Below are 15,161 nucleotides of genomic sequence, written 5' to 3' on the forward strand. Positions count from 1 at the left end.
GCACGAAGCCCGGGCGATCTCTGGGGGAGGGCGGCCATCATGCGGCGCGGCATCACGCGGGAGGCGGGGCTCACCCTGACCGTCCTCATCGTCACCTCTCTCACCGTCCCCTGCCTCACGCGGCCGGCGCTCGCCGGACCGTCCGCCTGCGGCGACCTCGCGCGGCTCGACCGGCCGGACCTGCGCATCACCCGGGCGGAGGCCGTGCCCGCCGGCACGCTGCCGGCCGACAACCCGGCCCGCGCCGCGCTCACCGGCGCCGCCCGGGCGAAGGCGGCCCTGCCGGCCCACTGCCTCGTCGAGGGCACGATCGATCCGCGGACCGGGGCAGGGGGCGTCGCCTACGGCATCGGCTTCCAGCTGCGCTTGCCGGAGGCGTGGAACGGCCGCTTCCTGTTCCAGGGCGGCGGCGGGCTCGACGGGGTGGTCGGCGAGGCGCTCGGTGCGATTCCGGTCTCCGGCGCGACGGCGCCGCCGGCGCTGCTGCGCGGCTACGCCGTCGCCTCGACCGATTCGGGCCATCGCGGCCGGGACAGCTCTGATGCGTCCTTCGGCCTCGACCAGCAGGCGCGGATCGACTTCGCCTACCGGGCGGTCGGCGAGGTCGCCCGGGAGGCGCGGGCGCTGATCGGAGCCCGCTACGGCCGGCCCCCGGCGCATGCCTACTTCATGGGCTGCTCCAACGGCGGCCGCTCCGCCCTGATGGCGGCGACCCGGTTCCCCACCGCCTTCGACGGCGTCGTCGCCGGCGCCCCGGCCTTCCGCCTGACCCGGGCGGCCCTCGGCCAGATCTGGGACACGCAAGCCTTCCTCGCCGCCGCGCCGAAGGATCAAGACGGCAGGCCGATCCTCGCCGAAGCGTTCAGCGAGGCGGATCTCGCCCTCGTGGCGCAATCCGTCCTCAAGGCCTGCGACGCCGCCGACGGGCTCGCCGACGGCGCGGTCGAGGCGGTGTCCTCCTGCCGCTTCGATCCCGCGAGCCTCGCCTGCCCCGGCGACAAGACCGCGACCTGCCTCGGCGAGCGCCAGGTCGAGGCCCTGCGGCGGTCCTTCCGCGGCGCCGAGGACGGCAAGGGACAGCCGGTCTATTCTTCCTGGCCCTGGGATCCGGGCCTCGCGGCGCCGGGCTGGCGGGCCTGGAAGCTCGGCACCGCGAAGACCGCGACGCCGAACGCCCGCAACGCGACGCTGGGGCCGGCCGCGATCGCCAACTACTTCCTGACGCCGCCGGATCCGGGCTTCGACGCGCTCCGCTTCGACTTCGACCGCGACACGCCGCGCACCGCCGAGACCGCCGCCCTCAACGACCCGACCGGCACCTTCCTGTCGACCTTCACCGCTCGTGGCGGCCGTCTCCTGGTCTACCAGGGCGTCGCCGACCCGGTCTTCTCCGCCCGCGACCTCGTCGCGCATTGGCAGGATCTCGCCCGTACCAATGGCGGGGCGGCGTTCTCGGAGGTGGCGCGCCTGTTCCTGGTGCCGGGCATGACCCATTGCGGCGGCGGACCGGCCCTCGACGATTTCGACCCGCTCACCGCCATCGAAGGGTGGGTCGAGCGCGGCCAGGCGCCCGACCGGCTGCTCGCCCGCGGCACCGCTTTCCCGGGCCGCACCCGGCCGCTCTGCCCATTCCCGCAGGAGGCGCGCTACCAGGGCGGAGAGACGGAGCGGGCGGAGAGTTTTGCCTGCCAGGCGCCGTGAGTCGGCCCGATCAAGCCTGCGCGAGGTGACGGTCCCGCGGCGCCCACCGCCCTGCGTCGTCGCGCCAACCTTGCCTTGCGGTGCGGAAGGGATCCACACTCGCGGATCCCCCGACAGGAGCCGCAGGCTCCGCGGATGATGACGAGGACCCCGCATGATGGAAGCTAGCGCGCCGGCCGCCGCGACCCCGATGGATGACGGCATCGTCGCCGCCGCGGAGGCCTGCCTCGCCAGCGTCGGGCGGGCCCGGGAGGCGATCCACGGGGTCATCTTCGGGCAGGAGACGGTGGTCGACCTCGCGCTGGTCACCGTGCTGGCGGGCGGGCACGGGTTGCTGGTCGGCCTGCCGGGCCTGGCCAAGACCAAGCTCGTCGAGACGCTCGGCACCGTGCTCGGGCTCGACGCGCGCCGGGTGCAGTTCACCCCCGACCTGATGCCCTCCGACATCCTCGGCACCGAGATCCTCGACGAAGACCAGGACCGGCACCGCTCGTTCCGCTTCGTGCGCGGGCCGATCTTCACCCAGCTCCTGATGGCCGACGAGATCAACCGGGCGAGCCCCCGCACCCAGTCGGCTTTGCTCCAGGCGATGCAGGAGCGCTTCGTCTCGGTGGCCGGCGAGCGCCACGACCTGCCGCGCCCCTTCCACGTGCTCGCGACCCAGAACCCGATCGAGCAGGAGGGCACCTACCCGCTGCCCGAGGCCCAGCTCGACCGCTTCCTGCTCGAGATCGACGTCGGCTATCCCGACCGCGCCGCCGAGCGGCGCATCCTGCTCGAGACTACCGGCGCCGAGGAGCACCGGCCGCAGGCCGTGATGGACACCGACGCCCTGCTCTCGGCCCAGCGCCTGGTGCGGCGTTTACCCGTAGGCGAGGCGGTGGTGGAGGCGATCCTCGACCTCGTGCGCGCGGCGCGCCCCGTCGGGGGCGATGCGGCGGTCGCCGACAAGCTGCTCTGGGGGCCCGGCCCCCGCGCCAGCCAGGCCCTGATGCTGGCGGTGCGCGCCCGGGCGCTGATCGAGGGACGGGTCGCGCCCTCCGTCGACGACGTCGCGGCGCTCGCCGAGCCGGTGCTCAAGCACCGCATGGCTCTGACCTTCGCGGCGCGGGCCGACGGAGAGACCATTCCCGGCCTGATCGGCCGCCTCGTCGGGCGGCTCTGACCCGGTGGCCTCGACGCGCGTCCTCGACGCCTCGGCCCGCGCCCCCGGCCGGCGCGAGACCGAGACCGCCCTCTCGCTCGCCGAGCGGATGCCACGCCTGATCCTGGAGGCCCGCCGGGTCGCCGCGACCCTGGCGCACGGCCTGCACGGCCGCCGCCGCGCCGGCCCGGGCGAGAGTTTTTGGCAGTTCCGCCCCTTCGTCGCCGGAGAGGCGGCGAGCCGGATCGATTGGCGCCGCTCAGCCCGGGACGACCGGCTCTACGTCCGCGAGCGCGAGTGGGAGGCCGCCCACACCGTCTGGCTGTGGGTCGACCGCTCGGCCTCGATGGGGTTCGGCTCGGGCCTCGCGCAGGCGCCGAAGATCGAGCGGGCCCTGGTGCTCGCGCTGGCGCTCGGAGACACCTTCGTCGAAGCCGGCGAGCGGGTCGGGCTGCTCGGCCTGTCGCGGCCGCAGGCCGCCCGCACCATCGTCGAGCGGATGGCCGAGACGCTGTCGGCCGACACGTCCGGCCTCGACGAGGACCTGCCGCCGCGCGCGCCCGTCGGGCGCTTCGACGAGGCGGTGCTGATCGGCGATTTCCTCTCGCCCCCCGACCAGGTGCGGGCCTCGGTCGCGGCGATCGCGGCGGCCGGCAGCCGCGGCCACCTCGTGATGGTGGTCGATCCGGTCGAGGAGACGTTTCCGTTCTCCGGCCAGGCCGAATTGCACGATCTCGAAGCCGGCCTGTCGCTCCGGGTCGGCGATGCTGCGGCCTGGGGCGATGCCTATCGCCGGCGGATCCGCGCCCATCGCGACGCGTTGGCGGAGATCGTCCGGGCCCAGGGCTGGACGCTGACGCTGCACCGCACCGACCGGCCGGCGAGCGAGGCCGCACTCCGCCTCGTCACCCTGGTCGCCGCCGCCCGCGGCGCGGGCTGAGGACGCACCTGATGTTCGGACTGCCCCTCAGCTTCGCCGCCCCCGCCGCCCTCGCAGCGCTGATCGTCCTGCCGGCCCTGTGGTACCTGCTCCGGGTGACGCCGCCGCGGCCGCGCCGCATCGATTTTCCGCCCTTGCGCATCCTCGCCGACCTGCTGCCGGAGCGCGAGACCCCGGCGCGCACCCCGCCCTGGCTGCTGGCGCTCCGCCTCCTCGCCGCCGCCTGCCTGATCCTGGCGGTGTCGGGGCCGGTCTGGAACCCGGCGCAGCAGGGCGCGGGCGACGGGCGCAACCCCCTGGTTCTGATCCTCGACAACGGCTTCACCGCCGCGCAGGACTGGCGCGACCGGGTCCGCGTCGCCACCGCCGAGGTCGAGGCGGCTGCGCGCGCCGGGCGGCCGGTGGCGCTGCTTCCCACCGCCTCAAGCCCCGTGGCCCTGGAGGCCACCGGCCCCGGCCCGGCCCTGGAGCGCCTGCGCGCCATCGAGCCGCTGCCGCACCTCACCGACCGGTCGTCGCATCTCGCCACGCTCTCCGCCTTCCTTGAGCGCTCCCCAGGCTCGGCCGTGGTCTGGATCCATGACGGCGTCGCGGGGCCCGACGGCGACGCCTTCCCGGCGGGTCTCGCCCAGGCCGCCGCCCGCGGCCGCGCCGACGTCACCGTGCTCAAGGCCGAGCGTCCGCCGGCTTTGGGCCTCGCCGGCCCCGATTCCTCCGGCGGCCAGCTCGGGGTGAGCGTGGTGCGGGCCGCCGCCAACGGCCGCGATGCCGGCACCGTGCGCGCCCTCGATGCCAAGGGCCTGCCGCTGGCCGAGACGAATTTCGCCTTCCCGGGCGAGGCCACCGCGACGGAGGTCCGCTTCGACCTGCCGGTGGAATTGCGCAACACCATCGCGCGGTTCGAGGTCGCCGGCGAGCACTCGGCCGGCGCGGTCGTGCTCGCCGACGAGCGCGGCCGGCGCCGCCGGGTCGGCCTCGTCTTCGGCGGCACCAGTGACCAGGCGCAGCCGCTGCTCTCGCCGACCTACTACCTGTCGCGGGCGCTCACCCCCTTCGCCGACGTGCAGGAGCCCCGGGCGGGGCGCGGCGTCGCCGAGTCGATCGGCCAGATGCTCGATGCGCAGGCCTCCGTCCTGGTGCTCGCCGATGTCGGCGCCCTCGATCCCGCCACCCTGGAGCGGGTCTCCGCCTTCGTCGACAAGGGCGGCCTGCTCCTGCGCTTTGCCGGTCCCCGGCTCGCCGCCGGCAGCGACGACCTGGTGCCGGTGCGGCTGCGCCGGGGCGGGCGGACGCTGGGCGGCACCCTGTCCTGGGACAGCCCGCGGACGCTCGCGCCCTTCGCGCCCGAGAGCCCCTTCGCGGGTCTGACACCGCCGGCCGATATCGGCGTGCGGCGCCAGATCCTCGCCGAGCCGGACGGCGAGCTCGCCCGGCGCACCTGGGCCGCCCTGCAGGACGGCACCCCGATCGTCACCGCCGCCAAGCGGGGGAGGGCATGGTGGTCCTGGTTCACGTCACCGCCGACACCACCTGGTCGAACCTGCCGCTCTCGGGCCTGTTCGTCACCATGCTGCGCCGGGTCGTCGCGCTCGCCGGCACCACCCCGCCGAACACCGGCGCCGCGCCGGGCTCAGCCCCGCCTGTCCTCGCCCCGCGCCTCACCCTCGACGGGTTCGGCGCGCTGAAAGGTCCCCCGGCCACCGCGCGCGCCGTGCCGGCGACCTGGACCGAGCGCGCGACGCCGGAGCATCCGCCAGGCTATTACGGCCCGGCCGATGGCGGCCTCGCGGTCAACGCGCTGACCGTGGAGGACCGGCTGAAGCCCCTCGACCTCAAGGCGCTCGCCGGCGCCCGCTTCGGCGGCCTGGAGGAGGCGCGCACCCGCGACCTGCGCGGGCCGTTCTTCCTCACCGCCCTGCTGCTCTTCGCCCTCGACACCCTGGCGAGCCTGTGGCTCGGCGGCTTCCTCGGGCTGATGGCGGCGCGGCTGCGCCGCCGGCCGGCCGCGGCGGCGCTGATCCTCTGCGTTCTGATCCTGGGTGCCGCGCCGGAGATGGCGAGGGCCGCCGAGCCCGTCGCCAACCGGCCGAACGGCATCGAATCGGCCCTCGTCACCCGCATCGCCTTCGTGGTCACCGGGGACGCCACCGTCGACGAGACCAGCCGGGCGGGCCTTGCCGGCCTGACCCAGATGCTGGCGAGCCGCACGGCCCTCGAACCCGGCGAGCCCGCCGGCATCGACCCGGCCCGGGACGAGCTCGCCTTCTACCCGCTGATCTACTGGCCGATCGTGCCGAGCCGGCCGATGCCGGGCGAGGCGGCGATCCGGCGGATCGACGCCTTCATGAAGAACGGCGGCACGGTGATCTTCGACACCCGCGACGCGATGACGGCCCGCCCCGGCGGTCCTCCCACGCCCGAAGCCCTCTATCTCCAGCGCATGCTGGCGACCCTCGAGGTGCCGGAGCTGGAGCCGGTTCCCCGCGACCACGTGCTGACCAAGGCGTTCTACCTCGTCGACGGCTTTCCCGGCCGCTACGCCACCGGCCAGACCTGGGTCGAGGCGCTGCCGCCGGCGGGCGAGGGGGGCGAGCGCCGTCCGGCCCGGGCCGGCGACGGCGTCTCGCCGATCGTCATCACGGGCAACGACCTCGCCTCGGCCTGGGCGATCGGACGGCGCGGCGAGGCGCTCTATCCCCTCGTCGGCGGCGACCCGCGCCAGCGCGAGATGGCGTTCCGCGGCGGCGTCAACCTCGTGATGTACGCGCTCACCGGCAACTACAAGGCGGATCAGGTCCACGTGCCGGCGCTGCTGGAGAGATTGGGGCAGTGAAGCACAGCGTCACCGAACGGTACTCCTCATGCTGAGCCTCAGCCTCGCCCCCCTCGTCCCCGTCCCGGTCCTCTGGGCCCTCGGCGCGCTCGCCGCGATCCTCGCCGTCGTCGCGTTCCTCGCCCGCGGGCCGGTGGCGCTGCTGCGCGTCCTCGTCCTCGCCCTGGTGCTGCTCGCGCTCGCCAACCCCTCGCTGGTCCAGGAGGAGCGCGAGCCGGTCAAGGACGTGGTCGCCGTCGTCGTCGACCGGTCGGGCTCGCAAGGGCTCGGCGACCGGCCGGCGATGACCGACCGGGTGAGGGCCGAGCTGGAGCGGCGCCTCGGCACGCTCAACCAGATCGAGCCGCGCTTCGTCGACGTGCCGGAATCCGGTGGCGACGAGGGCACGCGGCTGTTCACGGCGCTCGCAGGCGCGCTCGCCGACGTGCCACCGGACCGCCTCGCCGGCGTGGTCATGCTCACCGACGGCGTCGTCCACGACATCCCGGCGAACCTCGCCTCGGCGAGCTTCAAGGCGCCGCTCCACGTGCTGGTCACCGGCCGGCCCGACGAGCGCGACCGGCAGATCCGCCTGATCGAGGCGCCGCGCTTCGGCATCGTCGGGCGCGACCAGACCATCCGCGCCGAGGTGATGGAGCGCGGCGGCAGCGGCACGGCGGTGGTCACCGTGCGCCGCGACGGCGAGGAGGTGGTGCGCCAGTCGGTCCGTACCGGCCAGCCGTTCAACCTGACGCTGCGGGTGGAGCATGGCGGGCCGAACGTCGTCGAGATCGAGGCCGAGGCGTTGCCGGGCGAGCTCACCACCGCCAACAACCGCGCGGTGCTGCCGATCGAGGGCATCCGGGAGAAGCTGCGGGTGCTGCTCGTCTCCGGCGAGCCCCATGCCGGCGAGCGCACCTGGCGCAACCTGCTCAAGTCCGACGCCAACGTCGACCTCGTCCACTTCACCATCCTGCGCCCGCCGGAGAAGCAGGACGGCACCCCGATCTCCGAACTCTCGCTGATCGCCTTCCCGACCCGCGAACTCTTTCAGCAGAAGATCAAGGATTTCGACCTCATCATCTTCGACCGCTACGCCAACCAGAGCGTGCTGCCGTCGAGCTACTTCGACAACATCGTGCGCTACGTGCGCGAGGGTGGGGCGCTCCTGATCGCCGCCGGGCCGGAATTCGCCTCGGCCGCAAGCCTGGCACGCACGCGCCTCGCCGCCATCCTGCCGGGCGAGCCGAACGGCCGGGTGGTCGAGCGGCCCTTCAAGGCGGCGCTGACGAATAGCGGCCAGCGCCATCCGGTCACCCGCGACCTGCCGGGCTCGGACGCCTCGCCCCCGGCCTGGGGCGACTGGCTGCGGCTCATCGGCGCCGAGGTCCGCCCCGGCATCACCCCGATCATGGCCGGCGCGGATTCGCTCCCGCTCCTCGCCTTGTCGCGCGAGGAGAAGGGCCGGGTCGCGCTCCTCCTCTCCGACCATGCCTGGCTCTGGGCCCGCGGCTACCAGGAGGGCGGGCCGCATCTCGACCTGCTGCGCCGCCTCGGCCACTGGCTGATGAAGGAGCCGGCCCTGGAGGAGGAGGCTTTGCGGGCCTCGGCGACCGGTCATGGTCGCGAGGTCCGGGTCGAGCGCCAGACCATGGGCGACAATGCCGAGCCCGTCACCGTGACGGCGCCGAGCGGCAAGGCCCGCACCCTGACGCTGAACCCCGACAAGCCGGGCCTGTTCGCCGCCACCTTCGAGGCCGACGAGCTCGGCCTGCACACCCTGCGGGCCGGCACTCTCATCGCCTTTGTCAGCGTCGGCCCGGCCAATCCGCGCGAGCTCGTCGACGTGTTCAGCGACACCGAGCGCCTGCGCCCCATCGCCGACGCCACCGGCGGCTCGGTCCGCCGCCTCGCCGAGGCGGGCGGCGGCATCGCGATCCCGCGTCTCCAGATCGCCCGTTCCGGCCGCTTGGCCGGCTCCGACTGGATCGGCTTCCGCCCGAGCGACAGCGCGGTGGTGCGGGGCGTCTCGGTCTACCCGCTGGGTCTGGGCCTCGCGGCGCTGGCGGCTTTGGCGGCGGCCGTGCTGGCGATGTGGCTGGTGGAGGGGCGGCGCGGGCGGGTGTGAGGGATGTGGGCGGCTCGTATGACCGGTCACGGCGTGCGAACGATCACGGCCCCGACACCCTCCGGGTCATCCCGCGGCTCGACGAAGTCGAGAACCCGGGATCCCTCACCGCTTGGCGCTGCCGAACATGGCGACCGGCCTTCCGCCTCACTGGATCGTCAGCGCTTCTGGACCCCGGGTTCCCCTGCGCGGCCCCGGGATGGCATCGAGGGTTGCATGTCGGTCAGCTCGCCCCGTCCCACATCCCCGCCTCGACCCCGGCCATCGCCGCTCCCGGCGTCAGCCACTCCCACTCCGCCCCCGCCTGGTGCCGAAACCACGTCACCTGCCGCTTGGCGTAGCGCCGCGTATCCGCCTGTCCCCGGGCCACCGCTTCGTCGTAGGAGAGCGTCCCGCGCAAGTGAGCGATCAGCCCCGGCACACCGTGGGCGCGCATCACCGGCAGCATCGGGTCGAGGTCGCGGGCGGCGAGCGCCCGCACCTCGTCGAGGGCGCCCGCCGCCATCATGGCGAGGAAGCGGGCATCGATCCGGGCCCGCAACACCTCCCGGTCCGGAGTCAGAAACAGCTTGCGACAGGCAAGGCCGGCGATCGGGCCGGGCCGGCGCGCATGGTGGTAGGTAGCGATCGGCCGCCCGGTGGCGGTCAGCACTTCGAGCGCACGGAGCACCCGCAGGCGGTCGTTGGGATCGAGGCGGGCGGCGCCGTCGGGATCGCGGCGGGCGAGAGCGGCGTGCAGGTCGGGCGTGTCGCGCCCCTCGGCATCGGCCCGGATCGCGGCGCGGATGTCGTCCGGCACCGGTGGAATCTCCGAGAGCCCGTCGGTCAATCCCATGAAGTAGAGGCCCGTTCCCCCGACGACGATCGGCAGGCGGCCCGCCGCCCAGGCTTCCGCCAGGACGCGGCCCGCCTCCGCGAGGTAATGGCCGACGGAGAAATTCACCGCGCCGTCCACGGTGCCGTAGAGGCGGTGCGGCGCCTGCATTTCCTCCTCGGGTGCCGGCCGCGCCGTGAGCCGGTGGAGGTCGCGATAGACCTGCATCGAATCGGCGTTGATCACCACGCCGCCGTGCCGGCGCGCCAGGGCCAGCGCCAGGGCCGACTTGCCCGAGGCGGTCGGCCCTGCGATGAGGATCGCCCGAACCCGCCCGTCCATGCCTGCCCCTCTCGCGCGCGGCCGGGACGCCACCGACGACGAGCCCGAGCTTCTCCAATGACCTTGGTCGCGACCCTGATAGCAAACCCGGAGCGCCCCGCCATCACCGACGCGGTGCTGGCCGAAGCCCGGCGGGTGCTGGCGACCGAGCATCAACCGCGCATCCTGCACGGCGAGGTCGCGGCGGAAATGCTGGTCGAGGGGCCGCCCGCTGCGGCGCCTGCCCTGGCCGAGCGCCTGCGCGCGGCGCTCGCCGGTGAGCCGATCGACGTCGCGGTTCAGGTCATGAGCGCGCACCGGCGCAAGCGGCTGTTTCTCGCCGACATGGATTCGACCATGATCGGCCAGGAATGCATCGACGAGCTCGCCGATCAGGTCGGTCTCAAGACCCATGTCGCGGCGATCACCGAGCGGGCGATGCGGGGCGAGATCGCCTTCGAGCCGGCTCTGCGCGAGCGCGTCGCCCTGCTCAAGGGCTTGGCGGTGAGCGCCATCGACGAGGTGATCGCGGAGCGCATCACCCTGACGCCGGGCGGGCGCACCCTGGTGCGCACCCTCAAGGCCCATGGCGCCTACACGGCGCTGGTGTCCGGCGGCTTCACCCTGTTCACCGGGCCGGTGGCGGAAAAGATCGGGTTCGACGAGCACCGCTCGAACCGCCTCGAGACCGAGGGCGACCGGCTCGCCGGCACCGTCGCCGAGCCGATCGTCGGGCGCGACGCCAAGCGCGCGGCCCTGATCGAGTTGCGCACCCGCCTCGGCCTCGACCCGGCCGAGACCCTGGCGGTCGGCGACGGCGCCAACGACCTGGCGATGCTGGAGGAGGCGGGCCTGGGCGTGGCATTCCGGGCGAAGCCCGCGGTCGCCGCCGCCGCCCATGCCCGCATCGACCACGGTGACCTCACCGGGCTCCTCTATCTCCAGGGCTTCGCGGCCGCCGAATTCGTCGAATAGGTTGCGTTCCGGCCCTGCACCGCTACACGACACCGGATGTCGACCGGACTGATTCTGCATCCCGACGGCTGCCCGCGCTGCGGGTGGCCGGGCACCGACCCGCTCTATGTCGCCTATCACGACACCGAGTGGGGCGTGCCGGAGCACGACGACCGCGCCCTCTACGAGAAGCTGATCCTCGACGGGTTCCAGGCCGGCCTGTCCTGGATCACCATCCTGCGCCGCCGCGACGGGTTCCGAAGCGCCTTCGCGGGCTTCGAGCCCGCGGCGATCGCGCGGTTCGGGCCGGCCGAGGTCGAGGCGCTGATGCAGGATACCCGCATCATCCGCAACCGCGCCAAGATCGAGGCGACGATCCGCAGCGCCCGGTCGTATCTCGCGATCCAGGAGCGCGGCCCCGGCTTCTCGGCCTTCCTGTGGGACTTCGTCGACGGGCGCCCGCTCCAGCCGCGCCCGGAGACCCGCGCCGACATCCCGACCGAGAGCCCGGTCTCGCGAGCGATGTCGAAGGCGCTCAGGGCGGAAGGGTTCGGCTTCTGCGGCCCGACCATCGTCTACGCCTTCATGCAGGCGGTCGGCATGATCAACGACCACCTCGTCGGCTGCTGCCGCCACGACGCGTGCGCCGCCCTGCCGGGGCCGGCTGGTCCCGGGATCGCCTCGTGAGCCCTCAAGCCAGGGCGTGGCAGCGAATGCTCTCGGGACGGCGCCTCGACCTCCTCGACCCCTCGCCCCTCGACGTCGAGATCGTCGACATCGCCCACGGGCTCGCGCGGGTGGCGCGCTGGAACGGCCAGACCGCCGGGCCCCACGTCTTCTCGGTGGCGCAGCACTCGCTCCTCGTCGAGGCGATCGGCGGCGCCTTCGAGCCCGGCCTCGATCCGGCCGGGCGGCTGGAGCTGCTGCTGCACGACGCCCCCGAATACGTGATCGGCGACATCATCTCGCCGTTCAAGGCGGCGATCGGCCATTCCTACAAGGCGGTGGAGACGCGGCTCCTCGCGGCGATTCGCCTGCGCTTCGGCCTGACGCCGGCGCCGACCGCCGCGATGCAGCGCCTGATCAAGCGCGCCGACCGCCTGAGCGCGTATCTCGAGGCGACGCGGCTCGCCGGCTTCTCTCAAGTCGAGGCCGTGCGGGTCTTCGGCCGACCCGACCGCATCGAGGCGCCCCTCGATGCCCTGCTCGAACCCTGGCCGACCGCCGAGGCGCAAGGGGCCTTCCTCGCCCGCTTCCACGCGTTGGCCGGGGCCTTGCAGGCCGTTTCCGTATCGTGAGCCGAAGGACGTTTGCCGCGCCATGCCGACCCTGCACGTCTGCGCCCTGTCCCGCCTGCCCGAGACCGTCGCGGCCACGGGCGCGCGTCACGTGGTGACGCTGATCAACGCCGGCACGCCGGTGACGCGGCCCGCGGCGGTCGCGGAAGCCGACCACCTGTTCGTCGGCATCAGCGACATCACCGACGCCCTCGACGGCCACGTCCTGCCCGACGAGGCCCACGTGCAGCGGCTCCTCGACTTCGTTCGTGCCTGGCCGCGCGAGCAGCCGCTGGTGATCCACTGCTACGCCGGCATCAGCCGCTCGACGGCCGCGGCCTTCATCGCGGCCTGCGCCCTGCGGCCGGACCGCGACGAGGCCGAGATCGCCCGGGGCTTGCGCGACGCCTCGCCCTCGGCGACGCCGAACCGGCGCCTCGTCGCGGTGGCAGACGCGCTCCTCGGCCGGGACGGGCGCATGGTGGCGGCCGTCGCGGCGATCGGCCGCGGTGCGGACGCTTTCGAGGGCGAGCCCTTCAGCGTCACCATCGACTGATTCCACTGTGGCCGAAACGCAGCCCTGGCGCGCAAACGGGCATTCGCAGCCTCATCCCGGCCCTGCGGCACCGCCGAAGGGTTGTTTCGCGCCACCTCACTCGCCATAACCCAACGCTCATCATGGGAGCATCTTCGCGCATGTCCGCAGCCCGGTCCGATGCCAGCCGCGCGGCCGTCTCCGCACCCGCCGGCCCGGCCGGACCCGCGGACCTGCCGTTCGAGAAGGCCCTCGAGGAACTCGAGGGCATCGTGCAGCGCCTGGAGCAGGGCAACGTGCCGCTCGACGAATCCGTCGCGATCTACGAGCGCGGCGAGGCCCTCAAGCGTCACTGCGAGACGCTGCTGCAGCGCGCCGAGGCGCGCATCCAGCGCATCACCCTCGGGGCGGACGGACGCGCCGCCGGCACGGCGCCGCTCGATGTCGCCTGATCGCTCCCAATTCCGCGCCGGGTTCCGGCGGCGGGTTCTCCCCTTCCGGACGTGAGGATGGCTCCGGTGTCACCGCTCAATCTCCCCCTCCTCGACCGCGTCCGCGAGCCGGCGGATCTCCGCCAGCTGCCCGAGAGCGACCTGACCCAGCTCGCCGCCGAGCTGCGCGCCGAGACCATCGACGCCGTCTCCGTCACCGGCGGCCACCTCGGCGCGGGCCTCGGCGTCGTCGAGCTCACCGTCGCCCTGCACTACGTCTTCAACACCCCCGACGACCGCATCATCTGGGATGTCGGCCACCAGGCCTATCCCCACAAGATCCTGACCGGCCGCCGCGACCGCATCCGCACCCTGCGCCAGGGCGGCGGCCTCTCGGGCTTCACCAAGCGCGCCGAGAGCCCCTACGATCCCTTCGGCGCCGCCCACTCCTCCACCTCGATCTCCGCCGGCCTCGGCATGGCCATCGGCCGCGACCTCTCGGACGCCGCTGCGAAAGCCCGCGGGGAGACGCCCCCGCGCCGCAACGTGGTCGCCGTCATCGGCGACGGCTCGATCTCGGCCGGCATGGCCTACGAGGCGATGAACAACGCCGGCGCGCTGAAGAGCCGCCTCATCGTCATCCTCAACGACAACGACATGTCGATCGCGCCCCCCGTCGGCGCCATGTCGTCCTACCTCGCCCGCCTCGTCTCGGGCGACACGTATCGCTCGCTGCGCGACACCGCCAAGCAGTTCGGCCGGCTCTTGCCGAAGGCGATCTACGACACCGCGGCGCGGGCCGAGGAGTACGCTCGCGGCATCCTGGCCGGCGGCGGCACGATGTTCGAGGAGCTCGGCTTCCACTATGTCGGGCCGATCGACGGCCACAACCTCGACCACCTGCTCCCCGTCCTCAAGAACGTGCGCGACGCGCCCGACGGCCCGGTGCTGGTCCACGTCGTCACCCAGAAGGGCAAGGGCTACGCGCCCGCCGAGGCCGCGGCCGATCGCGGCCACGCGGTGGTGAAGTTCGACGTCGTCTCGGGCAAGCAGACCAAGGCCAAGCCCAACGCCCCGGCCTATACCCGCGTGTTCGGCGAGAGCCTGATCAAGGCGGCGGACGCCGACGACAAGGTGGTGGCGATCACCGCCGCGATGCCGTCGGGCACCGGCGTCGATCTGTTCGCCAAGGTTCATCCCGAGCGGACCTTCGACGTCGGCATCGCCGAGCAGCACGCGGTGACCTTCGCGGGTGGCCTGGCGACGGAAGGGTTCAAGCCGTTCTGCGCGATCTACTCGACGTTCCTGCAGCGCGGCTACGACCAGCTGGTGCACGACGTGGCGCTGCAGAACCTGCCCGTCCGCTTCGCCCTCGACCGGGCCGGTCTGGTGGGGGCGGACGGCGCGACGCATGCGGGCGCGTTCGACCTGGCCTATCTGTGCTGCCTGCCGAACATGACGGTGATGGCGGCGGCCGACGAGGCCGAGCTGGTGCACATGGTGGCGACCGCCCACGCGCACGATTCGGGTCCGATCGCGTTCCGCTACCCGCGGGGCGAGGGCGTCGGCGTCGAAATGCCCGAGACGGGCGAGGTGCTGCCGATCGGCAAGGGGCGGGTGATCCGGCGTCCGGAGGGCGCGCGGGTGGCGCTGCTGAGCCTGGGCACGCGCCTGGCGGAGGCCTTGAAGGCGGCGGAGCGTCTGGAGGCGGCCGGCATCGCCGTGACGGTGGCGGATGCGCGGTTCGCCAAGCCCCTGGACGAGGCGCTGATCCTGGACCTTGCGGCGAGCCACGAGGTTCTGGTGACCCTGGAAGAGGGGTCGGTGGGCGGCTTCGGGGCGATGGTGCTGCACCTGTTGTCGGGGCGCGGCGCGCTGGACGAGGGCAAGGTGCGGGTTCGGACGCTGACGCTGCCGGATACCTACCAGGAGCACGACACGCCGGACCGGATGTACGCGGAGGCCGGTCTCGACGCGGCCTCGATCGTCAAGGTGGTGGAGGCGACCCTGCCGGCGCGGGAGGCGCCCAAGTCCGCTGGCAACGTGACCGCCAGCAACGTCGTCAGCGTCGCCCGGCGCCAGCGCTAGAACCCGTCCCGGGCCG

At 73.6% G+C, this 15,161-nt stretch carries 11 protein-coding genes and 1 pseudogene; 11 read left to right on the top strand and 1 reads right to left on the bottom strand.

Annotation, left to right across the window (positions count from 1 at the left end):
* The first annotated feature begins 39 nt into the window (after nucleotides 1-39).
* The 5 genes and pseudogenes from DK412_RS05285 to DK412_RS05305 all read left to right on the top strand — a co-directional run bounded on the left by DK412_RS05285 (nucleotide 40) and on the right by DK412_RS05305 (nucleotide 8,725).
* A complete protein-coding gene (locus DK412_RS05285; RefSeq protein ID WP_109971092.1) occupies nucleotides 40-1,701 on the top strand; it encodes a tannase/feruloyl esterase family alpha/beta hydrolase in 1,662 nt (553 codons plus the stop codon).
* Between the two features lie 154 nt (nucleotides 1,702-1,855).
* Nucleotides 1,856-2,866, top strand: a complete 1,011-nt coding sequence (locus tag DK412_RS05290; RefSeq protein WP_109971093.1) for a MoxR family ATPase — start codon at nucleotides 1,856-1,858, stop codon at nucleotides 2,864-2,866.
* Nucleotides 2,867-2,870: 4 nt separating this feature from the next.
* Nucleotides 2,871-3,785: a DUF58 domain-containing protein gene (locus tag DK412_RS05295; protein WP_109971094.1), complete on the top strand. Its 915-nt coding sequence runs from the start codon at nucleotides 2,871-2,873 to the stop codon at nucleotides 3,783-3,785.
* Nucleotides 3,786-3,796: 11 nt separating this feature from the next.
* Nucleotides 3,797-6,618, top strand: a pseudogene (locus DK412_RS05300) (DUF4159 domain-containing protein).
* A gap of 28 nt (nucleotides 6,619-6,646) precedes the next feature.
* Nucleotides 6,647-8,725: a hypothetical protein gene (locus DK412_RS05305; protein WP_109971095.1), complete on the top strand. Its 2,079-nt coding sequence runs from the start codon at nucleotides 6,647-6,649 to the stop codon at nucleotides 8,723-8,725.
* Between the two features lie 223 nt (nucleotides 8,726-8,948).
* On the opposite strand, the gene miaA is transcribed toward DK412_RS05305, so the two are convergent.
* Nucleotides 8,949-9,881 carry a tRNA (adenosine(37)-N6)-dimethylallyltransferase MiaA gene (miaA, locus tag DK412_RS05310; RefSeq protein ID WP_109971096.1) on the bottom strand — a complete coding sequence of 311 codons (933 nt, stop codon included), beginning with the start codon at nucleotides 9,879-9,881 and terminating at the stop codon, nucleotides 8,949-8,951.
* A gap of 57 nt (nucleotides 9,882-9,938) precedes the next feature.
* Between miaA and serB the strand changes: the two genes are divergently transcribed.
* The 6 genes from serB to dxs all read left to right on the top strand — a co-directional run bounded on the left by serB (nucleotide 9,939) and on the right by dxs (nucleotide 15,145).
* Nucleotides 9,939-10,835 carry a phosphoserine phosphatase SerB gene (serB, locus tag DK412_RS05315; protein ID WP_109971097.1) on the top strand — a complete coding sequence of 299 codons (897 nt, stop codon included), beginning with the start codon at nucleotides 9,939-9,941 and terminating at the stop codon, nucleotides 10,833-10,835.
* Nucleotides 10,836-10,871: 36 nt separating this feature from the next.
* Entirely contained in the window at nucleotides 10,872-11,501 is a 630-nt protein-coding gene (locus tag DK412_RS05320; RefSeq protein WP_109971098.1) for a DNA-3-methyladenine glycosylase I, read from the top strand.
* Between the two features lie 26 nt (nucleotides 11,502-11,527).
* Nucleotides 11,528-12,112, top strand: coding sequence for an HD family hydrolase (locus DK412_RS05325; protein ID WP_109971099.1), 585 nt, complete (start codon nucleotides 11,528-11,530; stop codon nucleotides 12,110-12,112).
* A 22-nt stretch (nucleotides 12,113-12,134) separates the two neighbouring features.
* Complete coding sequence (locus tag DK412_RS05330) at nucleotides 12,135-12,647, top strand: protein-tyrosine phosphatase family protein (RefSeq protein ID WP_109971100.1); 513 nt, start codon at nucleotides 12,135-12,137, stop codon at nucleotides 12,645-12,647.
* A gap of 140 nt (nucleotides 12,648-12,787) precedes the next feature.
* Nucleotides 12,788-13,078: an exodeoxyribonuclease VII small subunit gene (locus tag DK412_RS05335; protein ID WP_048465388.1), complete on the top strand. Its 291-nt coding sequence runs from the start codon at nucleotides 12,788-12,790 to the stop codon at nucleotides 13,076-13,078.
* Nucleotides 13,079-13,135: 57 nt separating this feature from the next.
* On the top strand, nucleotides 13,136-15,145 hold the full coding sequence (dxs, locus tag DK412_RS05340) for a 1-deoxy-D-xylulose-5-phosphate synthase (RefSeq protein ID WP_204165503.1): 2,010 nt from the start codon (nucleotides 13,136-13,138) through the stop codon (nucleotides 15,143-15,145).
* Nucleotides 15,146-15,161 lie beyond the last annotated feature (16 nt).

Origin of the sequence: Methylobacterium sp. 17Sr1-1 (genome assembly GCF_003173775.1) — a bacterium.
GTDB lineage: Bacteria > Pseudomonadota > Alphaproteobacteria > Rhizobiales > Beijerinckiaceae > Methylobacterium.